Below are 19,706 nucleotides of genomic sequence, written 5' to 3'. Positions count from 1 at the left end.
AGTCGGGAATGGACGGACATGGAACAACGGCTTTCACGCCACCGTGACAACCGCTTCTGGCAACTCCAGCCGGTGAAATGGTGGATCCAGGGGCACGGCCGCGACGGCTATTCGTTCCGGCTGCTGCTGATTCCGCTGGTTGGCGTGTTCGTGCTCGAGTTCGTGTGCGTGATGCTCGACGCGCTGTTCAGCGCGCTCATCGTGAGCGGTGCGATGACGCTGTTCCTCGGGATCGCCGGGTATTACGGCGCGAAGCGCGAATGGCTGGTGCCGTCCGCGCCGGCGCGCGCGCTCGTGAAGGCGCGTACCAAGCAGGCGGCCGAGCGATCTATCGGCTCGCCATTGCCGGCTTGGCGTTCACCGCGGGCGTTTGTAAAGAAGCCACGGCGCGCGGACCGAACGACGCGTGCCTGTTGAACTGGCACGCGTCGTCACACTCAGATGTGGCCCAGCAGCACGAGTATCACGACGACGACGACGATCAGCCCGAGAGAGCCCGATGGCCAGTAGCCCCAGCTTCGGCTGTGCGGCCACGCTGGAAATGCCCCGATCAGCAGCAGAATCAGAACGATGATAAGGATTGTACCGAGCATCGCACCCCTCCTGAATTTGTTCGACATGACCGTGCCTGCTGGCGCAATTCCCGTGCCGCGGTTCAGGGCCATCGGCGCAAGCCGGCGAAAGCGCACTGTTTGGATACCGGGAATTCATGGGGTGAATAGCGTCCGATTCAGAAAATAAATTTCAAAAATGCAGACCCGGTCGCTATGCTGATCCTTCGGTTTCATTCAGGCGGAACAGGCAATGGCTGAACTCTTTCTGGTACGGCACGGACAGGCGTCGTTCGGCACGGACGACTACGACCGGCTGTCCGCCGCGGGCGAGCAGCAGGGCGTCTGGCTCGGCGAATACTTCGCGCGGCAGGGCCTGACGTTCGATCGCGTGATCTGCGGCACGATGAACCGGCATGCGCAGACGGTCGCCGCGATCCTGCGCGGAATGGGCCGCGACGGCGTGGCGGTCGACCGCCATCCCGGCCTGAACGAATACGACTTCCACGGGCTGTTCGCGGCGGCGGCGAACGACTATCCGGAGATCGCGCGGCTCGCAGCCGGCTCGATGAAGGAGCACTTTCGCGCGCTGCGGCAGGTGCTGCACCTGTGGGCCGACGACAGGCTCGGCGACACCGCCCCCGAAACCTGGGCGCATTTCCAGCAGCGCGTCGCCGACGCGCGCGCTGCGATCCGCGGCGGCGGCAGCCAGCGCGTGCTCGCGGTGAGCTCCGGCGGCCCGATCGCGGTGACCGTGCAGCAGGTGCTCGCCGCACCGCCGTCGAGCGCGATCGCGCTGAACCTGCAGATCCGCAACAGCAGTCTTTCGCAGTTTTTCTTCAACGCCGAAGCGTTCCACCTCGCGTCGTTCAACGGCATCCCGCATCTCGAGGATCCCGAACGGCACACGTGGCGCACCTACGGCTGACCCCACGAACGATCGCGACGATGACGAATCCTTCCCAGCCCCTCGACGTAGCCCGCCTCACGCGCTATCTGGAAGCGCACGTGCCGGGTTTCGAAGGCCCGCTCGACATGGAGAAGTTTGCCGGCGGCCAGTCGAACCCGACCTTCCTGCTGCACGCGAAGAGCGGCCGTTACGTGCTGCGCCGCCAGCCGCCCGGCGAGCTGCTGAAATCCGCGCATGCGGTCGACCGCGAATTCCGCGTGCTGAGTGCGCTGTCGGGCACCGCGGTGCCGGTCGCGCATCCGTATCACCTCTGCGAAGACCGCGACGTGATCGGCAGCCTGTTCTACGTGATGAGCTTCGAGGACGGCCGGATCTTCTGGGATCCGGCGCTGCCGGAGCTGCCGAAGGCCGAGCGCGCGACCTGCTACGACGCGCTGCTGCGCACGATGGCCGCGCTGCACGACGTGGACGTCGACGCGGTGGGCCTCGCCGACTACGGCCGCCCCGGCAACTACTTCGAGCGCCAGATCGGCGTCTGGACGAAACAGTATCGCGCGGCGGAAACCGAGCGCCTCGACGCGATGGAGACGCTGATCGACTGGCTGCCGAAGGCGTGCCCGGCGGACACCGGCCGGCCCGCGCTGGTGCACGGCGATTTCCGGATCGACAACCTGATGTTCGCGCGCGACGGCTATCGCGTGCAGGCCGTGCTCGACTGGGAACTGTCGACGCTCGGCAACCCGCTCGCCGATCTCGCGTATTTCTGCATGTGCCTGCGCCTGCCGTCGGGCGGCCAGGTGCGCGGGCTCGCGGGCCAGGATCGCGCGGAACTCGGCATTCCTGACGAAGCGGCGATCGTCGCGCGCTATTGCGAGCTGCGCGGCATCGAGCCGATCCGCGACTGGCATTTCTATCTCGCGTTCAGTTTCTTCCGGCTCGCGGCGATCGCGCAGGGCGTGAAGGCGCGCGCGCTGCAGGGCAACGCGTCGAGCGAGCAGGCGCTGCGCGTCGGCGCGATGGCCGGCCGGCTGGCCGAGATGGCCGTCGACGTGATCGACGCGCAGCGCTGACCGCGACGGAAGCGCCGCGCGGCGGCACGACAACACATCAATGGAGGAGCACAGCAACATGGCAACGAATCTGTTCGACCTGACGGGCAAGATCGCGCTGGTGACGGGCGCGAGCCGCGGCATCGGCGAGGAAATCGCGAAGCTGCTCGCGCAGCAGGGCGCGCACGTGATCGTGTCGAGCCGCAAGCTCGACGACTGCCAGGCGGTTGCGGACGAAATCGTCGCGGCGGGCGGCCGCGCGGAAGCGCTGGCGTGCCACGTCGGGCGGCTGGAGGACATCGCCGCGACGTTCGAGACGATCCGCGGCAAGCACGGCCGGCTCGACATCCTCGTGAACAACGCGGCCGCGAATCCGTATTTCGGGCACATCCTCGACACCGATCTCGCCGCGTACGAAAAGACCGTCGACGTGAACATCCGCGGCTACTTCTTCATGTCGGTCGAGGCCGGCAAGCTGATGAAGGCGCAGGGCGGCGGCGCGATCGTCAACACCGCTTCGGTGAATGCGCTGCAGCCGGGCGACCGGCAAGGCATCTACTCGATCACGAAGGCCGCGGTCGTCAACATGACGAAGGCGTTCGCGAAGGAGTGCGGGCCGTTCGGCATCCGCGTGAACGCGCTGCTGCCGGGCCTCACCAAGACGAAGTTCGCGGGCGCGCTGTTCGCCGACAAGGACATCTACGAAACCTGGATGACGAAGATCCCGCTGCGCCGCCACGCGGAGCCGCGCGAGATGGCCGGCACCGTGCTGTATCTCGTGTCCGATGCGGCGAGCTACACGAACGGCGAATGCATCGTCGTCGACGGCGGCCTGACGATCTGAGCGCGCGATGAAAATCGACAGCTATGCCGGGCAGGCCGTGATGATCACCGGCGCCGCGAGCGGCTTCGGTGCGCTGCTCGCGAGCGAACTGGCCGCGATGGGCGCGCGGCTCGCGCTCGGCGACCTGAACGAAGCGGCGCTCGAGCGCGTGGCCGCGGGGCTGCGCGCAGCCGGCGCCGACGTGATCGCGCAGCGCTGCGACGTGCGCGTCGAAGCCGACGTCGCGTTGCTGGTCCAGGCGGCGGTCGCGGGCTTCGAACGGCTCGACGTCGGCATCAACAATGCCGGCATCGCCCCGCCGATGAAGGCGCTGATCGATACCGACGAAGCCGATCTCGACCTGAGCTTCGCGGTGAACGCGAAGGGCGTGTTCTTCGCGATGAAGCACCAGATTCGCCAGATGCTCGCGCAGCGCGAAGGCGTGATCCTGAACGTCGCGTCGATGGCCGGGCTCGGCGGCGCGCCGAAGCTGGCCGCCTATGCGGCGTCCAAACACGCGGTGGTCGGGCTCACGAAGACGGCCGCGCTCGAATACGCGCGCCACGGCATTCGCGTGAACGCGGTGTGCCCGTTCTACAGCGCGACGCCGATGGTCACCGACAGCGACCTCGGCGCGCGCCAGGACTTTCTCGCGCAGGGCTCGCCGATGAAGCGGCTCGGCCGGCCCGAGGAAATCGTCGCGACGATGCTCACGCTGTGCGCGAAGGAAAACACCTATCTGACCGGGCAGGCCGTCGCCGTCGACGGCGGTGTCTCGGCCTTCTGAACCGAACGAACGGAAACCGGAATCTCGAGGAGTCGATCATGGACTTTGGCTACACCCCGAAAGTGGAAGAACTGCGCGAACGCGTGCGCGCGTTCATGGACGCGCACATCGTGCCGCGCATTCGTCAGTGGAACGAAGAAGTGCATGCGGGGCAGTATCCCGTGTCGTTCATGGAGGCGCTGAAGGAGCGCGCGAAGGCCGAAGGCCTGTGGAACCTGTTCCTGCCGCACCTGAAGGCCGACGAGCCGGGCACGGCCCTGACGAACCTCGAATACGCGCCGCTCGCCGAGATCATGGGGCGCGTGAGCTGGGCGTCGGAGGTGTTCAACTGCAACGCGCCGGACACCGGCAACATGGAATTGCTGCACATGTTCGCGACGCCCGAGCAGCGCGAACAATGGCTGCTGCCGCTCTTGCGCGGCGAGATCCGTTCGGCGTTCGCGATGACGGAGCCCGACGTCGCATCGTCGGACGCGACCAACATCACGACACGCATCGAGCGCGTGGGCGACGAGTACGTGATCAACGGCCGCAAGTGGTTCATCACGAACGCCGCGCACCCGAACTGCAAGATCTTCATCGTGATGGGCAAGACCGATCCGGAAGCGGAATCGCACCAGCAGCAGAGCATGATCCTCGTGCCGCGCGACACGCCGGGCGTGACGATCGTGCGCAACATCACGGTGGTCAATCACTACGCACCCGAAGGGCACTGCGAGATCACGTTCGACAACGTGCGCGTGCCGGCGCGCAACCTGCTCGGCGAGGAAGGCAGCGGCTTCGCGCTCGCGCAGGCGCGCCTCGGGCCGGGCCGCATCCACCACTGCATGCGTTCGATCGGCGCGGCCGAGCTCGCGCTGGAACTGATGATCGACCGCGCGCAGTCGCGCGAGGCGTTCGGCAAGCCGCTGAACCGGCACGGCACGATCGGCGAATGGATCGCGCGTTCGCGCATCGAGATCGACCAGGCGCGCCTCCTGGTGCTGAAGGCCGCGTGGATGATCGACAAGGTCGGCGCGAAGGCGGCGCGCAAGGAAATCTCGATGATCAAGGCGCTCGTGCCGACCGTCTACACGAACGTGTGCGACCGCGCGATGCAGGTGTTCGGCGCGGCGGGCCTGAGCCCCGACACGCCGCTCGCCGACCTGTGGACCTGGGGCCGCGCGCTGCGCTTCGCCGACGGTCCGGACGAGGTGCACCTGCAGGCGATCGCGCGCATGGAGATCAAGGACGCCGTGCGCGGCTCGACCGAACCGTACCTGACGCGGCCGCCGCGCGGCTGAGCGGCGCACCGCGCGAGCCGGCGACGTGGGCGAACGGGAGACGCACGCCGTATTAAGATGCCGGCAAGGAGATCCGGCGATGCGCCTTTCGAAGATTGATCTGAACCTGTTCGTCGTATTCGAGGCGATCTACAACAAGCGCAACCTGACGCGCGCGGCCGAGGTGCTGAACCTCACGCAGCCGGCCGTCAGCAACGCGCTGGCGCGGCTGCGCAAGACGCTGAACGATCCGCTGTTCGTCAGCACGCCGGCCGGGATGATGCCGACGCCGATGGCCGAGAACATCGTCGGCCGCGTGCGCGAAGCGCTGCAGCTGCTCGATTCGAGCGCGCACGAAGGCGACGTGTTCGACCCCGCTTCGTCCGCGCGCGTGTTCCGGTTGAGCATGAGCGACCTGACCGAAGCGCTGCTGCTGCCGGCCCTCGGCGAACTGCTGCAGACGCATGCGCCCGGCATGCACGTGCGCAGCTACACGATGGACCGCCGCGAAGTGGCGACCGCGCTCGCGAACGGCTCCGTCGACATCGCGATCGACGCGCCGCTGATCGGCGACCCGCACCTGCACCAGGCGCTGCTCGTGCGCGACCGCTACGCGTGCATGATCCGCGACGACCACCCGTTCAAGGGCGACACGCTGACCCTGGACGACTACCTGTCGATGGGGCACATCCACGTGTCGAGCCGCCGCAAGGGCAGCGGGCACGTCGATGCCGAACTGACGCGGCTCGGGCTGCGCCGCAACATCCAGATGCGCGTGCAGCACTACATGGTCGCGCCGCTGATCGCGATGCGCGGCGACCTGGCGCTGACAGCGCCGCTGCGGCTGCTGCAGCGCTACCCCGCGCGGATTCTCGAACTGCCGTTCGAGATGCCGGGGCTCGAATATTTCTGCTACTGGCATCGCAGCGCCGATCAGGATCAGGGCAGCCAGTGGCTGCGAGAGCAGCTGATGACGCTGATGGGCGGGATCGGCGAGTCGCCGTGATGTGACGGCGCGTGCGCGCCGCGCGCCGGCCCACGCCGGCTTCGCTCAAAACGAATCGTCGACGAAGCGCGACGATACCGGCCGGCGTTTCATGTCCTTCAACCAGTCCCTGACGTAGTCCGGATCCTCGAACTCGCGCAGCGCGATGGTCAGGTCCTGGTTGCCGCGCTGCATGCCGGCGATGTCGCGCGCGAGCATGCGGATCACGGTATCAGGCGCGATCTTGACGGACGACGCGATGCCGTAAGTGCGCCGGAAATCGTTCTCGACGTGCCGGATCTCCTGATCGAGCTCGCGCAGCTGTTCCTCGAGGATGCCGTTGTAGCGCGTGAGCCGTGCTTCGCTCAGGCCGTCGATCGCGCGTCGGTCGATCTGTTCGATCTCCAGCTGCAGTTCCAGCAGTTGCAGCAGATTGCCCTTCGCATACGCGTGGTTGACCCGCTGCATCAGCACGGTCTTGCGCTGCTGTTCCTGCGGATCGGTTTCGCGATCGGGATGCAGCGCGCTGGCCAGCTTGCGATAGATCTCACGGATCGACTTGCTCGATTCGGCCTGCTCGGCCTCGCGCTTCGCCTGCGCGGCCGACTGCTTCGGCGCCTTCTTGCGCTTCGCGCGCTGGGCCTCGCGGGCCGCGTGAGCGGCCATGTCGCGCTCGAACTGGGCGTCGAGTTCGGCCTGCATCCGCTCGGCGAGCTCGTCGGGTGACAGCGTGTCGAGATCGTCGGCCGGCTCCGTGGCGGGCATCGGCTGCGGCTCCCGCTTCATCGGCTCGGGATCGGCCACGGCGCTGCCGGCGTCGTCGGATGCGCGATGGCGGTTGTAAATGACCTTCAGCGCCGCGTCGTCGCTGACGTTCAGCAAGTCGCGCGCCATGTCGGCGATCAGGTCGGACAGCATGCGCTGCTCGGCCTTGCTCAGGCCCTTCTGCAGGAACGCATCGTCGAGCAGATGGATCAGCCTGATCCGCAGCGCGGTCGCTTCCTGTTCGAGCGGCAGCAGCCCGTCGACGAATTTCTTCTGGAAGGCCGGCGTGACGGCTTCCCATGCGCCCAGACGCTCGCGCCGCTTTTCGATGTGCTTGACGAGCGTATTGAAGGTTTGCTGGGCTTTGGACAGGCTGGCTGTCTCGTGACCGGGCGCGATGGCGACCGCGGCACCGCGACGTGCGGTCATGATGAAGGTCCTCCGGCCGCGGCGGGAGGCGCGGCAGGCCGGTATTTTAGCCGGCATCGCCGGCTCCGGTGGCGAGACGCTCGGCTCGGGCAGCCGTGCTCGCCGCGCATCGCGCTCAGAACAATTGCCCCTGCCCGGAAATCACGCGTTCGAAATCGTCGCGCAGGAACGGCAGGATCGCATCGGCGACCGGCTGCAGCTGGCGGCTCACGTAGAACGCGTAGTCGATCGGCGAGCGCATCGTTTCGAGCGGTTCCGGGCCGGCCGTCGTCATCACGTAGCTGATCCAGCCGCCGCGCTGGTACTGCAGCGGCCGGCCGCGCGCCTGGTTGAATTCGTCGGCGATCCGCGCGGCGCGCACGTGCGGCGGCACGTTGCGCTGATATTCGCTCAACGGCCGGCGCACGCGCTTGCGATAGATCAGTTGCGCATCGTATTCGCCGGCGAGCGTGCGCCGCACGTAGTCGCGAATGAAATCCTGGTACGGCTCGCGCTTGAACACCCGCCGGTAGAGTTCGCGCTGGAATGCCTGCGCGAGCGGCGTCCAGTCGGTGCGCACCGTTTCGAGCCCCTTGAACACGAGGTCCTCGCCGCCGTCCGCCGCGCGCGCGAGGCCCGCATAGCGCTTCTTGCTGCCTTCTTCCGCGCCGCGCACGGTCGGCATCAGGAAGCGCCGGTAATGCCGCTCGTACTGCAGTTCGAGCGCGCTTTCGAGCCCGAAGCGATCGCGCAGGTGCGCCTGCCACCAGCGGTTCACGTGCTCGACGAGCGCGCGGCCCTTCGCGCCGGCCGCGTCGTCGTCGTGTTCGCGTCCGAGCCACACGAAGGTCGAATCGGTATCGCCGTAGATGACTTCGTAACCCTGCGCCTCGATCAGCTCGCGCGTGCGGTGCATGATCTCGTGGCCGCGCATCGTGATCGACGACGCGAGGCGCGGATCGAAGAACCGGCAGCCCGTCGAGCCGAGCACGCCGTAGAACGAATTCATGATGATCTTCAGCGCCTGCGACAACGGCGCGTTGCGCTGGCGTTTCGCTTCGTCGCGGCCTTCCGACACGCGCCGCACGATGTCGGGCAGGCAATGCGCGGTGCGCGAGAAGCGCGCGCCGAGAAAGCCGGGCACCGACGTGTCGTCGCCCGGATGCGCGAGCCCTTCGATCAGCCCGGCCGGATCGATCAGGAACGTGCGGATGATCGACGGATAAAGGCTCTTGTAGTCGAACACGAGCACCGAGTCGTACAGGCCGGGTCGCGAATCCATCACGAAGCCGCCGGGGCTGTTCTGGCCGGTCACGTCGCCGAGGTTCGGCGCGACGTAGCCGAGCCGGTGCATGCGCGGCAGGTACAGGTGCGTGAACGCGGCGACCGAGCCGCCGGTGCGATCGGCCGCGAGGCCGGTGACGGTCGCGCGTTCGAGCGCGAAGGACAGCAGGTCGGCCTTGTCGAAGATGCGCGTGACGAGTTCGCAGTCCTTCAGGTTGTAGTGCGCGAGCGCGGGCTTGTCGTGGTCGAAGCGGCGCTGGATCTCGTCCATCCGCTGATACGGATTGTCGATCGACTTGCCTTCGCCGAGCAGCGACTGCGACACGTATTCGAGGCTGAACGACGGGAACGTCCACGTCACCGATTTCAGCATGTCGATGCCGTCGAGGATCAGGCGGCCGGCCGCGCCCGCGAAGAAATGGTCGGGCTGCTGCCCGTGCGCGCGCCACTCGAGCACGCTGCCGCCGCGCCCGAGCTTCAGCGGCACGCCGTATTGCTCCGCGTGCGCATGCAGGATGCGCAGGTCGAACTGCACGAGGTTCCAGCCGATCACCGCATCGGGATCGTGTTCGTCGAACCAGTCGTTGAGCCGCGCGAGCATGTCGGGCCGGCTGTCGCAGTAGTCGAGCTTGAAGTCCGCGGCGCGCGCGTCGCCGTTCGGCGGGCCGAGCATGTAGACCTGCCGCTGCCCGCAGCCTTCGAGCGCGATCGAATACAGCTCGCCGTGGACGCTCGTCTCGATGTCGAGCGATACGCAGCGCAGCGCGGGACGATAGCCGGTCGCGGGCTTCAGTTCGCCGTCGGTCAGCGTGCCGTCGCGGCCGGCCGTGCCGCGAAACTGCACGGGCGCCGTGATGAAGCGCTCCATCGTATAGCGGTCGGGCGGCTGCACGTCGGCTTCGTAGACGTCGACGCCGGCCGCGGCGAGGCGTTTCTGGAGTCCGGACAAATGGCGGTAGCGGCGGCAGTAGAGGCCGGCCACCGCGCGCTGGCGGAAGTCGCGCAGCGCGAGCGGGCGCAGTTCGGCATCGCGCTCGCCGGCCAGCGTGCGTTCGGCGAGCGCCCGCTGCTCGGCCGGCACGAACGCGACGGCTTCCTGCGGGCGCAGCCGCACGCGGCGCGGACCGTGTTCGGTTGCCAGCCAGAACTCGATCTCGATGCCGGACGCGGTGTCCCGCCAGTGGCGGGTGAGGATGAAACCCTGCTCGAACGCAGTCAAAACACTTGCTCGTCGTGGATGCCCAGGCGGCGGATTTTAGCGCTTCTCGCGCGGTTCCCGCCGAAGCGGCGCCGCTGGCATCGGGTGGCAGGACGCGGCGCCGGATCCGCCACGTGGTGCGCGTTGCATCGACCGCGTGAAGCAGTCGGCGTCGCGCGCAGGCCGGATGACGTTCGGGCGGCACGCATTCGTCTGTCGAGTGCGCGAGCGCGTCGGCCGGCAGCTGCGGCAGCGTTGCCGCAGCGCAGGCCCTAGGCCGGCATCGGCGCGAATTCCCGTTTCAGGTCTTCCGGTCGCTGCGGTCGCTGGTACAGATAGCCCTGCGCATACTGAATCCCGACCGCATGCAGCGCGCGATGCTGCTCTTCCGTCTCCACGCCCTCCGCAATGATCTTCAGGCCGTAGTGGTGCGCGACGGCGGCGATCCCTTCGATCAGTTTCGCGTTGCCCGTCGTCAGCCGGGAGATGAACTGTCGATCGATCTTCACGTAGTCGAACGGAAAGCGCGACAGCATGTCGAGGTTGCTGTGGTGCGTGCCGAAGTCGTCGATCGCGAACTTCGCGCCTTTCGCGCGCAGCGTGGCGAACATCTCGGTGGTGCGCGGATTCTTCTCGAGCAGGATGCGCTCGGTGACTTCGAGCACCAGCGTGCAGCCCGGCGGAAGCCGGCGGATCGCGTCTTCGACGACGGACACGAAGCGCGCGCGTTCGAGATCCTTCGGCGCGACGTTGATCGCGACATGCAGCGGCATCGACGGCGCGAGCGCGGACAGTTCCGAGATGGCCGTGCGCAGCACGAATTCGGTCACCTTCGGCAGGATCGTGCTCGATTCCACCTGCGGGACGAACACCGCCGGACTGATGGGCCCCCATTTCGGATGCTGCCAGCGCAGCAGTGCCTCGACGCCGACGGTCCTGCGCGTTTCGACATCGACGATAGTCTGATAGACGACATGAAACTCGTTGCGCTTCAGCGCATTGCGAACGGCCTTCAGCAACAGCCGGCGCGGCGCCATCGCGAGCAGGTACGCGGCCGCGACGAGGCCGTTGACCAGCAGCGCGATCGTCACGCAGATCAGTCCGTAGCGCCGCTGCACCTGCGAAACGTAGGGTTCCGACGAGGTGACGGAGACCGTGAACGGCCAGGCGCCCGACGCGATCGTGCTGCCGGTGGGCGGCGCCGCGCCGAACGGCGGCACGAACGCGCCATGCTGATCGATGCTTCCGGCGCCTTCGATCGACAGCGTGGCCGTTTCCGCCCCGAAGCGGGTGCCGTGCGCGAGCATGTCCGCCAGATAGTCGCCTTCGACCACATAGAGGACGCCGGATTCGGGCGCGGTCGCACGAAACGCCGCCAGCACCGGAACGCGATGCTGAAACGGCGTTTGCCGAAGCAGCGTGATGGCCGTCATCCCCGGCTCGGGCGCGTGAATGTATGCGGCGAGCGGGACGTCGATCGCGCCCAGTGCCGACGAGCATGTGACGCGACCGTCGTTCGCCAGCCCGACGGCCCGAAGATAACGCAGGTGAGTGCCTACTTCGGCGAGCGTCCTGAAGATCGTCATGCAGGGTCGCCCGACCAGCGCGTCCAGCTCGGCCGGGTGCCGCGAGCGAATCCCGTCGAGAATGCGGTCGACCGATATCACGATGTCGTTCGCGACGACGCGTTCGTGCTGCGCGATCGCGTCGCGCGCCAGGCGCCCGGCAACGACGAGCGCGACCACGAACACGAGGATGCAGACGATCAGGGCAAGCGGGAAAACGACGTGCGGCCACGCGCCGCTGCGCTGGAATGCGGGCTTCGGGGGCAGTGCGGGCGCGGCAGGTCCTCGGGTCGTACTTGTTGTTGTGCGCATGAGAATGCAGATCGAACCGGTCGATGGATAGACGCGATGCGTTCGCCGTGCTTGGCCGGGGCACCGCGGCTCGCGCCGATATCGGGACGCAAAGCGATTCTACGCTCGCGAAACGCACGAAGCGGCATCGCGGCGGGGCGCTGGATTCGAGGCGCTTCTCCGTAACATACCCCGACCACGCATGTATATCGGTATCGCACACGAAAAAAACCGGCCGCATCGGTGAGCGGCCGGGACAGAAGACACCGTCTCTTGGCACGAGGATGGTGCGCGGCAAGTATAAGGCGTGCAGCCCTCGATTACGAAATATTGATATTCAAAAATCGCGTTATTTCTTAATTGATGCTTGTGGAGAAATATTTGCATCGCGCGTCACTTCCGGCGATCCAGCCATCGGCGCGCCTTGAACGAGGCCCAACCCGCTTGCTGCGGGTTGTTCCAGCGCGTGCATCGGCGACAGCAGCGCTTCAGAAATCGTCGCGCATCTTGTGGAGCAGGTCGCGGGGAGATTGATGCGTGTCCACGGCGGTGAGGACGTCGGTCAGGAACCACGGCAGGTTCAGCTGCGTGTCGGGATCGCCGACGCACACGCGAATCGGCGGCGCTTTTGATGCAGCGCGGGAGCCGGGCGCCGTGCCGGCGGACGTGGAGGACGGTACGCAGTTTTTCGCTTGCTGCGGGACCGGCGACGCGGCACTGCCGGCGAGTGCCGGCAAGCTGGTGGCGGCGAGCAGGATCAGGAGGGCGAACGGGGTGGCGCGTTTCATGTGACTCTCCGGCGATGCACGTTCGACACCGTCGGCGAATTCGAGTTCGGCCTCGTCGGGGGCGATTGGCTTTCAGCGTTCCGGCCCCGTGGGCGACGACATGTGCATACCGAAGCGACCGCGCGGCTGCCGCGCTGGTTCGCGCCTCGCCCGCACCGGATCGATCGTTCAAACGTCAAGAATCGTTTGGATCTCCGGCAGACGCTTGCGGTGCGGAATGCGCTCATTTATCGTGCCGCCACGACGGCGCCGATACAGGGCGTCGAGCCAGTTCGCAAAGGAGCATTCGTCATTACCGCATTCAATCGTCGCACGCATGTTCGTGCCTTTCTCGTCGCATCGGTCGCGTATCTCAACCTGGCTCATCCCGCGTCGGCGGCCTACACGGAATCGTGGATGAGCGATCACGACGTCAACGCGTACGCGCAGCAGGTCAAGCATCCGCCCGTGGCGGCGAGCAGTGCGGCGGCCGTGAAGCCGGGTCGACAAACCGTTCGTTCGCAGTCGAAGGCGCCGGTCGCGGCGCATGCCGGCGCGAAACCTGCGCCGAACGCACACGCGGCCCCCGCGAAGACCGGCAAGGTTCGACATGCGGCCGGCACCGAGCCGAAGGCGCACGTCGCCGCGAAGCCGAAGGCTGCGCCGGCACACATGAGCACAGCCGCCCGGCATTGACGCGGCGCGCACACCGGCGATAACCGTAGCATTCGACGATCGGGGAGAACTTCATGTCGCTGATGGATCGCCTGTTGTCACGCGGTGTGCAGACTCCCGCGTCGAGAAGGCGCGTGATCGTGCGGGTCTGGCTCGACGAGCAGGGGCGCGTCCGCGATCTCAAGGTCAGGCGCAGTTGCGGCGACGCCGCGCTCGACGCGAAAGCGCTGCACGCAATTGCGGTGATGCGCTTCCCCGGCGGTCACCTCGGCTCCGGCGGGAAATCGGCGAAGCGCTGGCACGATCTCGATTACCCGGTGGACTGACGGCGCGTCACGGACACCCGTAACGGCGCTTCAATCCCGCGTACCGCGTAGTCGTAGAAGTGACTGCCCGCGGCGATCTTCGCGCCGTCGCACGCCGCCTGGAATTCCATCTCGCGCTCGTTGTACAAGCATCATCTTCACGATGAGCCGCGAGCCATTGCGATACACGTCCCATCGCATGTTCGCGGCCATCGCCGACATCCGGTCGCCGGGCAGGATCGGTCGAGCCTGGAAGTGTTGCAGGCCGCCTTGACGGCGGAATGTCGGAATTCGGTCGGGCAATCGTCGGCATCGCGCCGGATCGCGACCGGCCGGCGCGAGCCGGCCCGTATGCGGTGCTCGGCTCAGTGCACGCCTGCCGATGCGATCGAGCGCATCGTGTCGGTGATGCGCACGCAACGCGACAGGCCGAACGTCTCGGCTTCGCGGCGTTCCGGTTCGCTGCTCGCGACGGCCACCGCGCGCTCGGGCGGCACGCCCAGCGCTTGCAGCGCGACGTCGAACGGATGCTGATTTGCTACGGAGTCCTGCTGATTGGCGTCGGTCACGACGACCGAGAAGCGGTCGAGGTTCGCGCGGCCGAACTGGCCTTCGAACATGTCGCTGAGGCGGGCGGCCGGCAGCGTCGTGACGAGACCGAGTCGATATCCTTGCTCCGACGCGCTGTCGAGCCACTGGATGATCGCATCGCGCTGGTTGCGCGATTCGTGCGAATCCGGTGTCGCTTCGATCTGCGCGAATGCGGCGTCGAGACGGGTGACGATGGCTTCGATGACCACGGTGATTCCTCTCCTGAGACGTGACGGTCCGTTCGCGGACGGGAATGCCCGACACCTTAGCGTCGATCCTGAAATTGCAACCAATTAATATTTATAGCCGACTCATAGGGTTTGACTGATGAATCGGGCGGCGAGCCAGTACCGGCGCGGGATGCACGCGATCCATGCGTTCGGGACGAATGGCATCGTATCGATGGCGTTCGATGTGACGCACCCGACGCATGCGCGATATGAATGCACCGGATGTGTGCACATGAAAAAACGGCGTATCGGGCGAGGTGCGCCCGATACGCCGTCTTGCGATGCCGCGTGGCCGTCGACGCTCAGTGCAGCTTGATCGACGGCTGGTTGCGGCTTTGCAGCCAGTGGCTCAGCGACTGGAACAGCGCGCGCTTCAGTCCGTGCACGCTGAACAGGTGCTTGCGGTACAGGAACTTGTACAGCCCGATCGCGGCGAGCCCGTCGACGATCAGCGAGCGCGAACGCATGCCGAGGTCGGCCTGATAGACGGCACCGGCCTGGCCGAGCGACACGACGGTGCCTGCGTCGCGGAACGTGAAGCCGGCCACCGGCTTGCCGGCGAGGCGCCGCGCGAGCGCTTCGCCCAGGTACACGGCCTGCTGGTGCGCGACCTGCGCGCGCGGCGGCAGGAAGCCGCCCGCGTCGGCCGACGGGCACGCGGCGCAGTCGCCGAACGCGTACACGTGCGGATCGTCGGGCGTCTGCAGCGTCTCGGTCACGATCACCTGGTTCGACCGGTTGAGCGCGATGTCGCCGAGTTCCCGCAGGATCGCGGGGCCCGCGACGCCGGCCGCCCAGATCGTGATGTCGCTCGCGAGCCGCTCGCCGGCCGCGGTCGTGACCGCGTCCGCGCCGACTTCCGCGACGCGCGTGTCCGTCAGCACGTCGACGTTCAGCGTGCGCAGTTGCGCGTGCATCTTGGCCGACAGCCTTGCGTCGAGCGCAGGCAGGATGCGCGGGCCGCCTTCGATCAGCCGGATGTGCACGTCGCGTGCGGACACCAGCGCCTTGAAGCGATACGTGGTCAACTGCTGGATCGCATGGCGCAGCGCGGCGGCCAGTTCGACGCCCGTCGCGCCCGCGCCGATCACGTTGATGCAGATCGGCGCGGCGCGCCGCGCCGGCTGCTGCTCGGCCAGGTGGTTCGCCTTCGTGCACGCGGCGAGGAACTTGCGGCGGAAGTCCTCGGCCTGGTCGAGGTTTTCGAGCGGCAACGCGTGGCGCGCGGCGCCCGGCACGTTGAAGAAATTCGTCACGCTGCCGACGGCCAGCACCAGGTCGTCGTAGCCGAGCTCGCGCTGCGGCAGGATCTCCGTGCCGTCCGCGTCCTGCACCGCGGCGATCGTCGCCGTGCGTGCCGCGCGGTCGACCCGCTGCAGCGCGCCCTGCACGAAGCGGAAGCCGTGGCGCTTCGCCTGCGCCGCGTATTCGATCGTGTGCGAGGCCGGATCGCGATGGCCGGACGCGGCTTCGTGCAGCAGCGGCTTCCAGAAGTGCGTCGGATAGCGGTCGACGAGCACGACGTCGGCTTGCCCGCGGCGGCCGACCGTGTCGCCGAGGCGCGTGGCGAGCTGCAGGCCGCCGGCGCCGCCGCCGACGATCACGATGCGCGGCAGGCGCGGTGCGCGATCCGTTGCAAGGGTAGGCGTGATGGTGTCCATGTTGTGGCTCCCGCTGATGACGATTCGGATGACATTGCTCAAGAACCGACGATATAGTTTTGAACCTACGCGAACAATTTAATGTTTATAAGCGACTCATATGTATTCACTTATAGGAAAGACCGCGACGTTCCGGCAGCTGAAGGCGCTGGACATGATCGCGCGCCTCGGCAGCGTGTCGCGCGCGGCCGAGGAGTTGAACCTGACGCAGCCGGCCGTGTCGCTGCAGGTGCGCCTGCTCGAGGAGGCGGTGGGCGCCGCGCTGCTGCAGCGGGTGGGGCGCGGCGTGCAGCTGACCGCCGCCGGTGAAATCGTGTCGCGCTATGCGCGCGAGATCCTGCATCTGTGGAGCGAGGCCGGCGACGAAGTGGCCGCGCTGACGGGCGATCTCGGCGGCACGCTGCGGATCGGCGCGATCACGACGGCCGAGTACCTGATCCCGCCGCTGCTCGTGAAATTCACCGCGACGCGGCCGCACGTGAAGACCTATTTCAAGGTCGGCAATCGCGACGACATCATCCGCATGCTCGCGACGCATGAAATCGATCTCGCGGTGATGGGCAGCGCGCCGAAGGAGCTGCGCACGCACGCGGTCGAGTTCGCGAAGCATCCGATGGTGTTTGTCGCCGCGCCCGGCCATCCGCTGATGCAGCGCAAGCGTGTCGCGCTGAAGGATCTCGAATCCGCGCACCTGCTCGTGCGCGAACGCGGCGCGGGCACGCGTTCCACGGTCGAGAGCCTGTTCAAGACGGCCGGCTACCGCTTCCACGTGGGCTCCGAGCTGTCGAGCAACGAGGCGATCAAGCAGATGGCCGAAGCGGGGCTCGGCGTCGCGTTCCTGTCGTTGCACGCGTGTGCACTCGAGTTGCGCACCGGGCTGCTCGGGCAGTTGCCGTTTCCGGGCAACCCGATCGAGCGCGAATGGTATGTGGTCACGCTCGCCGACCGGCGGATCTCGCAGGTGACGGGGCTGTTTCGCGATTTCCTGATCAAGCAGGGCGCGCCGGTGATCGACGGCGCGACCGTCGCGCCGCACGAGCGGCGGCGCAAGTAGGCCGAAGCGGGCGGCGCGTGTGCCCTGTGTCGCGGCGGTTAAACGATCCCGAAGTCGTCGTTGCTGTCGGGAATCGACGCGAGCAGCCGCTCGAGCCGGTACCAGCCGATCATGCGCAGGCAGCGTGCGGCGAGTGTCGCGCGGATACTGCCGGAACGAGGACGGGAAACAGGGCGGGAAGCGCGGCGGGACGCAACGCGGGTGGCCCCGGACGGCGGCGGCGCGGCGAACGTCGCGCGAAACGGGCGGCAATCGGGCATGACGGGCTCCGTAGGTGTCGGATGAGGCGATCGTAGGCGTGTCGGCGCTTGCCGGCGCGCAGGCGCGGATCGGCTTGAGCAGAAACGGATGATCTTTTTCCGCGCGCTGCGGGAACGGGCGTTCAGGCCCGGCAAGCACCGCGGAAAAGCGTCACAATGCGCGTTCGACACCCGATCTGGTGGAGGGGAACCATGAGCGATCCGATTCTTGCCGCACCGACCGACAACGGCGTGCCGGTCAGCCTGCGCTCCAGCCGCGGGCTTGGCTGGCGCGGCTTCGGCGCGTCGCTGCTGGAGATTCGCGCGGGCACGTACCGGATTCCGGCCGCCGAGCATCACCGCATCGGCGTGCATATCGGTTCACCCGTGCGCGCGGATTGCGTGTGCGACGGCGAACGCGTGTCGCGCATCCAGGCGCACGGCGACGTCGACGTGATTCCCGCCGGCCTGCCGGGCCGGTGGACCGACAGCGCCGACTGCCGGATCCTGCACATCGCGCTCAGCGACACGTTCGTGCGGCGCACGTTCGAGCAACTCGAGCTGAAGCCATCGCAGGCGCAGATCCGCCGGCGGCTGCAGGTGCGCGATCCGCGCCTGCAGCACATCGCGTGGGCGATGGCCGCCGAACTCGAGGCGGAAGACGCGTCGGACCCGCTCTATGCGGAGAGTCTGTGCACGGCGCTCGTCGCGCGGCTGGTCGACAGCCAGCCGGCGTTCCGCGAGCGCCGGCGTACGCTTGCGCCGAAGGCGGCGGCCCGCGTGATCGACTATGTCGAGGCGAACCTCGAGCGACGCATGACGCTCGCCGAACTCGCGGCGCTCGTGTCGATCAGCGTGCCGCATTTCAAGGTGCTGTTTCGCGAGACGCTCGGGATGCCGGTGCATCAGTACGTGGTGCGGCGCCGGGTCGAGCGTGCGAAGGCGTTGCTGCTCGAAGGCCGGCTCAGCATCAGCCAGATCGCGCTCGAAGCCGGGTTTGCGCATCAGAGCCACATGGCGAACTGGATGAATCGCGTGCTGGGCGCGACGCCGACGGAGATCGCGCGGTCAGGGGCGCGGGGTGGGCTGAGGCTCGCTTATGACGGCGACGACCGTTGATCGAGCGCGGTGGCTCAATGTCCGCGCGTGCGCGACGACGATCGGCGAGTGCCCGGTTCGTCACGCGCGGACGCTGCTTCGTTTCGACTGCATGAGCGTGGCTGGCGGCACCATGCGAGCCGCGACCGCTGGCGTTCGACACCGAGCCGTACAACGTCCGGTTCCTGCCATGCAACGGACAAACCCGGCACGCGCCTGATCCGTCATCCTTTCCTGCTCGCGTCATCCGTCCGTGCGCGTCACGTTGGCGATGCGCACCGACAATCACATCACCTTCATCCCCCAGGAGCGGATCGTGTTCGTGATTTTCGGAGCATCAGGCAACGTCGGATTGTCGACCGTGACGACCCTGCGCCACGCAGGCCATCCCGTGCGCGCGGTGCTGCGCGACGCACGCCATCGCGAACGCTTCGCGCAACTCGGCTGCGAAGTGGCGATCGCCGACCTGACGGACGCACGTGCGATCGCCATGGCGATCGACGGCGCGCAAGCCGTGCAGATGCTGTGTCCGGTGCCCGTCGCCGACAACGATCCGGCCGCGACGATGGAGCGGACGATCGACATCGTGACCGGCGCACTTGCCGCGAATCCGCCGCCGGCGCTGCTCGCGCTGTCGGACTACGGCGCGGAGCGTGATGGCAACACGGGCATCACGCGGCTCTTTCATCGTCTGGAAGAAGCGCTGAAGACGGTCCCGACGCAACTCACGCTGCTGCGCTCGGCCGAGCATCTGCAGAACTGGACGCGCGTGTTGCCCGTCGCGCTCGCAACCGGTGTGCTGCCGAGCTTTCACCATCCGGTCGACAAGGTGTTTCCGACGGTGTGGGCGCCCGATGTGGGTGTCGCGGCGGCGCGGTTGCTGCTCGATTCCGTCGAATCCGGCAACGGGCCGTGTATCGTCAGCATCGAGGGGCCGCAGCGTGTGAGCGTGCGGGACATCGCGGATACGCTCGGCGCGGCGGCTGACCACGAGATCGTCGCGCGCGAACTGCCGCGCGATGCATGGACCGCGACGCTGTTGCGCGCGGGGCTCAGCGAACGGCATGCGCAACTGATCGTCGATCTGTACGACGTGCACAACGCGGGGCAGATCGATGTCGAGGCCGGCGTGTCGGAGCGGGTGTACGGCACGACGACACTGGCGGACGCGCTCGCGACCCTGGCGCGCGCGCACGCGCGGTGAGCGG

Annotated in this window: 21 protein-coding genes and 2 pseudogenes; 13 read left to right on the top strand and 10 right to left on the bottom strand. The window is 67.3% G+C overall.

The genetic code is table 11. The annotated features are described in order from the left end of the window. Window positions 1-18 precede the first annotated feature (18 nt). Window positions 19-327 (top strand): annotated as a pseudogene (locus DID99_RS20465) (hypothetical protein); the annotation flags it as partial. A 110-nt stretch (window positions 328-437) separates the two neighbouring features. Here DID99_RS20465 and DID99_RS20460 read toward each other — a convergent pair. After that, on the bottom strand, window positions 438-593 hold the full coding sequence (locus tag DID99_RS20460; protein ID WP_124520972.1) for a DUF3309 family protein: 156 nt from the start codon (window positions 591-593) through the stop codon (window positions 438-440). 211 nt (window positions 594-804) lie between these two features. Between DID99_RS20460 and DID99_RS20455 the strand changes: the two genes are divergently transcribed. From DID99_RS20455 to DID99_RS20430, 6 genes are all read left to right on the top strand, one after another. Next, window positions 805-1,479 (top strand): histidine phosphatase family protein, encoded by a 675-nt coding sequence (locus tag DID99_RS20455; RefSeq protein ID WP_124667412.1) that lies wholly within the window; start codon window positions 805-807, stop codon window positions 1,477-1,479. A 20-nt stretch (window positions 1,480-1,499) separates the two neighbouring features. Then, complete coding sequence (locus tag DID99_RS20450; protein ID WP_124529371.1) at window positions 1,500-2,531, top strand: phosphotransferase; 1,032 nt, start codon at window positions 1,500-1,502, stop codon at window positions 2,529-2,531. Window positions 2,532-2,589: 58 nt separating this feature from the next. Beyond that, window positions 2,590-3,354: an SDR family oxidoreductase gene (locus DID99_RS20445; RefSeq protein ID WP_044848813.1), complete on the top strand. Its 765-nt coding sequence runs from the start codon at window positions 2,590-2,592 to the stop codon at window positions 3,352-3,354. Between the two features lie 7 nt (window positions 3,355-3,361). Next, window positions 3,362-4,120: an SDR family NAD(P)-dependent oxidoreductase gene (locus DID99_RS20440; RefSeq protein ID WP_044848814.1), complete on the top strand. Its 759-nt coding sequence runs from the start codon at window positions 3,362-3,364 to the stop codon at window positions 4,118-4,120. Window positions 4,121-4,158: 38 nt separating this feature from the next. Further along, a complete protein-coding gene (locus DID99_RS20435; protein WP_044848815.1) occupies window positions 4,159-5,403 on the top strand; it encodes an acyl-CoA dehydrogenase family protein in 1,245 nt (414 codons plus the stop codon). Between the two features lie 79 nt (window positions 5,404-5,482). Continuing rightward, window positions 5,483-6,388, top strand: a complete 906-nt coding sequence (locus DID99_RS20430; protein WP_124520962.1) for a LysR family transcriptional regulator — start codon at window positions 5,483-5,485, stop codon at window positions 6,386-6,388. A gap of 45 nt (window positions 6,389-6,433) precedes the next feature. Here the strand turns inward: DID99_RS20430 and DID99_RS20425 are convergent, their stop codons facing one another. The 3 genes from DID99_RS20425 to DID99_RS20415 form a co-directional block, all read right to left on the bottom strand. Further along, window positions 6,434-7,561 carry a molecular chaperone DnaJ gene (locus tag DID99_RS20425; RefSeq protein WP_124667411.1) on the bottom strand — a complete coding sequence of 376 codons (1,128 nt, stop codon included), beginning with the start codon at window positions 7,559-7,561 and terminating at the stop codon, window positions 6,434-6,436. A 115-nt stretch (window positions 7,562-7,676) separates the two neighbouring features. After that, a complete protein-coding gene (locus DID99_RS20420; RefSeq protein WP_124667410.1) occupies window positions 7,677-10,043 on the bottom strand; it encodes a DNA polymerase II in 2,367 nt (788 codons plus the stop codon). A 251-nt stretch (window positions 10,044-10,294) separates the two neighbouring features. After that, complete coding sequence (locus tag DID99_RS20415) at window positions 10,295-11,899, bottom strand: EAL domain-containing protein (protein ID WP_124520958.1); 1,605 nt, start codon at window positions 11,897-11,899, stop codon at window positions 10,295-10,297. A 23-nt stretch (window positions 11,900-11,922) separates the two neighbouring features. Here DID99_RS20415 and DID99_RS20410 point away from each other — a divergent pair, with 23 nt between their 5' ends. Next, entirely contained in the window at window positions 11,923-12,306 is a 384-nt protein-coding gene (locus DID99_RS20410) for a hypothetical protein (protein WP_124667409.1), read from the top strand. A 60-nt stretch (window positions 12,307-12,366) separates the two neighbouring features. On the opposite strand, the gene DID99_RS20405 is transcribed toward DID99_RS20410, so the two are convergent. Both DID99_RS20405 and DID99_RS20400 read right to left on the bottom strand, forming a co-directional pair. Beyond that, window positions 12,367-12,666 carry a hypothetical protein gene (locus DID99_RS20405; protein WP_124487113.1) on the bottom strand — a complete coding sequence of 100 codons (300 nt, stop codon included), beginning with the start codon at window positions 12,664-12,666 and terminating at the stop codon, window positions 12,367-12,369. 168 nt (window positions 12,667-12,834) lie between these two features. Continuing rightward, window positions 12,835-13,032, bottom strand: a complete 198-nt coding sequence (locus DID99_RS20400) for a hypothetical protein (protein ID WP_124667408.1) — start codon at window positions 13,030-13,032, stop codon at window positions 12,835-12,837. Between the two features lie 30 nt (window positions 13,033-13,062). Between DID99_RS20400 and DID99_RS20395 the strand changes: the two genes are divergently transcribed. Together DID99_RS20395 and DID99_RS20390 are read left to right on the top strand one after the other, a co-directional pair. Then, complete coding sequence (locus DID99_RS20395; RefSeq protein WP_124667407.1) at window positions 13,063-13,341, top strand: transcriptional regulator; 279 nt, start codon at window positions 13,063-13,065, stop codon at window positions 13,339-13,341. A 53-nt stretch (window positions 13,342-13,394) separates the two neighbouring features. Beyond that, the gene (locus tag DID99_RS20390; RefSeq protein WP_124529356.1) at window positions 13,395-13,646 is read left to right on the top strand and encodes an energy transducer TonB; all 252 of its coding nucleotides are present in this window, start codon (window positions 13,395-13,397) and stop codon (window positions 13,644-13,646) included. On the opposite strand, the pseudogene DID99_RS20385 reads toward DID99_RS20390, so the two are convergent. From DID99_RS20385 to DID99_RS20375, 3 genes and pseudogenes are all read right to left on the bottom strand, one after another. Next, window positions 13,631-13,841 (bottom strand): annotated as a pseudogene (locus DID99_RS20385) (hypothetical protein); the annotation flags it as partial. The gene DID99_RS20390 and the pseudogene DID99_RS20385 overlap by 16 nt on opposite strands. Before the next feature lie 149 nt (window positions 13,842-13,990). Beyond that, entirely contained in the window at window positions 13,991-14,425 is a 435-nt protein-coding gene (locus tag DID99_RS20380) for a hypothetical protein (RefSeq protein WP_044845476.1), read from the bottom strand. Between the two features lie 323 nt (window positions 14,426-14,748). Further along, the gene (locus DID99_RS20375) at window positions 14,749-16,107 is read right to left on the bottom strand and encodes an NAD(P)/FAD-dependent oxidoreductase (protein ID WP_124667406.1); all 1,359 of its coding nucleotides are present in this window, start codon (window positions 16,105-16,107) and stop codon (window positions 14,749-14,751) included. Window positions 16,108-16,207: 100 nt separating this feature from the next. Here DID99_RS20375 and DID99_RS20370 point away from each other — a divergent pair, with 100 nt between their 5' ends. After that, complete coding sequence (locus DID99_RS20370; RefSeq protein ID WP_124487108.1) at window positions 16,208-17,161, top strand: LysR family transcriptional regulator; 954 nt, start codon at window positions 16,208-16,210, stop codon at window positions 17,159-17,161. A 38-nt stretch (window positions 17,162-17,199) separates the two neighbouring features. Here the strand turns inward: DID99_RS20370 and DID99_RS20365 are convergent, their stop codons facing one another. Continuing rightward, entirely contained in the window at window positions 17,200-17,421 is a 222-nt protein-coding gene (locus DID99_RS20365) for a hypothetical protein (RefSeq protein ID WP_260444625.1), read from the bottom strand. 192 nt (window positions 17,422-17,613) lie between these two features. On the opposite strand from DID99_RS20365, the gene DID99_RS20360 reads away from it, so the two are divergent. Together DID99_RS20360 and DID99_RS20355 are read left to right on the top strand one after the other, a co-directional pair. Beyond that, window positions 17,614-18,519 (top strand): AraC family transcriptional regulator, encoded by a 906-nt coding sequence (locus DID99_RS20360; RefSeq protein ID WP_124667405.1) that lies wholly within the window; start codon window positions 17,614-17,616, stop codon window positions 18,517-18,519. A gap of 295 nt (window positions 18,520-18,814) precedes the next feature. Further along, window positions 18,815-19,702, top strand: a complete 888-nt coding sequence (locus DID99_RS20355; RefSeq protein ID WP_124667432.1) for an NAD(P)H-binding protein — start codon at window positions 18,815-18,817, stop codon at window positions 19,700-19,702. Window positions 19,703-19,706: the final 4 nt, after the last annotated feature.

The organism is Burkholderia sp. Bp8986 (genome assembly GCF_003854225.1).
In the GTDB taxonomy this organism is placed as follows: Bacteria; Pseudomonadota; Gammaproteobacteria; order Burkholderiales; family Burkholderiaceae; genus Burkholderia.
This window is presented reverse-complemented; position numbering and strand designations above follow the sequence as displayed.

Excerpts from the sequence above, each read along its gene's own strand:
- DID99_RS20460 (WP_124520972.1), bottom strand. The coding sequence starts at position 593 with ATGCTCGGTACAATCCTTATCATCGTTCTGATTCTGCTGCTGATCGGG.
- DID99_RS20455 (WP_124667412.1), top strand. The coding sequence starts at position 805 with ATGGCTGAACTCTTTCTGGTACGGCACGGACAGGCGTCGTTCGGCACG.
- DID99_RS20450 (WP_124529371.1), top strand. The coding sequence starts at position 1,500 with ATGACGAATCCTTCCCAGCCCCTCGACGTAGCCCGCCTCACGCGCTAT.
- DID99_RS20445 (WP_044848813.1), top strand. The coding sequence starts at position 2,590 with ATGGCAACGAATCTGTTCGACCTGACGGGCAAGATCGCGCTGGTGACG.
- DID99_RS20440 (WP_044848814.1), top strand. The coding sequence starts at position 3,362 with ATGAAAATCGACAGCTATGCCGGGCAGGCCGTGATGATCACCGGCGCC.
- DID99_RS20435 (WP_044848815.1), top strand. The coding sequence starts at position 4,159 with ATGGACTTTGGCTACACCCCGAAAGTGGAAGAACTGCGCGAACGCGTG.
- DID99_RS20430 (WP_124520962.1), top strand. The coding sequence starts at position 5,483 with ATGCGCCTTTCGAAGATTGATCTGAACCTGTTCGTCGTATTCGAGGCG.
- DID99_RS20425 (WP_124667411.1), bottom strand. The coding sequence starts at position 7,561 with ATGACCGCACGTCGCGGTGCCGCGGTCGCCATCGCGCCCGGTCACGAG.
- DID99_RS20415 (WP_124520958.1), bottom strand. The coding sequence starts at position 11,899 with ATGCGCACAACAACAAGTACGACCCGAGGACCTGCCGCGCCCGCACTG.
- DID99_RS20410 (WP_124667409.1), top strand. The coding sequence starts at position 11,923 with ATGGATAGACGCGATGCGTTCGCCGTGCTTGGCCGGGGCACCGCGGCT.
- DID99_RS20405 (WP_124487113.1), bottom strand. The coding sequence starts at position 12,666 with ATGAAACGCGCCACCCCGTTCGCCCTCCTGATCCTGCTCGCCGCCACC.
- DID99_RS20400 (WP_124667408.1), bottom strand. The coding sequence starts at position 13,032 with ATGAGCCAGGTTGAGATACGCGACCGATGCGACGAGAAAGGCACGAAC.
- DID99_RS20395 (WP_124667407.1), top strand. The coding sequence starts at position 13,063 with ATGAGCGATCACGACGTCAACGCGTACGCGCAGCAGGTCAAGCATCCG.
- DID99_RS20390 (WP_124529356.1), top strand. The coding sequence starts at position 13,395 with ATGTCGCTGATGGATCGCCTGTTGTCACGCGGTGTGCAGACTCCCGCG.
- DID99_RS20375 (WP_124667406.1), bottom strand. The coding sequence starts at position 16,107 with ATGGACACCATCACGCCTACCCTTGCAACGGATCGCGCACCGCGCCTG.
- DID99_RS20370 (WP_124487108.1), top strand. The coding sequence starts at position 16,208 with ATGTATTCACTTATAGGAAAGACCGCGACGTTCCGGCAGCTGAAGGCG.
- DID99_RS20365 (WP_260444625.1), bottom strand. The coding sequence starts at position 17,421 with ATGCCCGATTGCCGCCCGTTTCGCGCGACGTTCGCCGCGCCGCCGCCG.
- DID99_RS20360 (WP_124667405.1), top strand. The coding sequence starts at position 17,614 with ATGAGCGATCCGATTCTTGCCGCACCGACCGACAACGGCGTGCCGGTC.